At 56.7% G+C, this 245-nt stretch carries 1 protein-coding gene; it reads left to right on the top strand.

Going from position 1 to position 245, the window contains the following annotated elements; all coding sequences use genetic code 11:
- On the top strand, positions 1-245 hold a 245-nt coding region (locus AACS92_RS04700), incomplete at both ends, for a hypothetical protein (protein WP_153044811.1).

Raw genomic sequence — 245 nt, 5'->3', positions numbered from 1 at the left:
CCCGGTTATGTTATCGGGGTGGCGGATGAAATGCTGGCAGGCCGGGTGCTGGGTGGTCGCCTTCACAATGCAGACGGACGCAATATCACCTTAGATAGAGTATCGTCAGCGAAAGTGGGAGAACGGCTGATTCTGAACCTCCCTTCGGGCAAGGCAGAAGGCCGCACCATTCAGGCGGTTAATGGGAAAGTGATCACGGTCACGACGACGTATTCTGAAACGCCGATTGCCGAGTCCGTCTGGGC

Source organism: Xenorhabdus sp. KJ12.1 (assembly GCF_963876495.1).
In the GTDB taxonomy this organism is placed as follows: domain Bacteria; phylum Pseudomonadota; class Gammaproteobacteria; order Enterobacterales; family Enterobacteriaceae; genus Xenorhabdus; species Xenorhabdus stockiae.
Note: the sequence above shows the minus strand (reverse complement) of the source record. Positions and strands in the feature narration are given on the sequence as shown.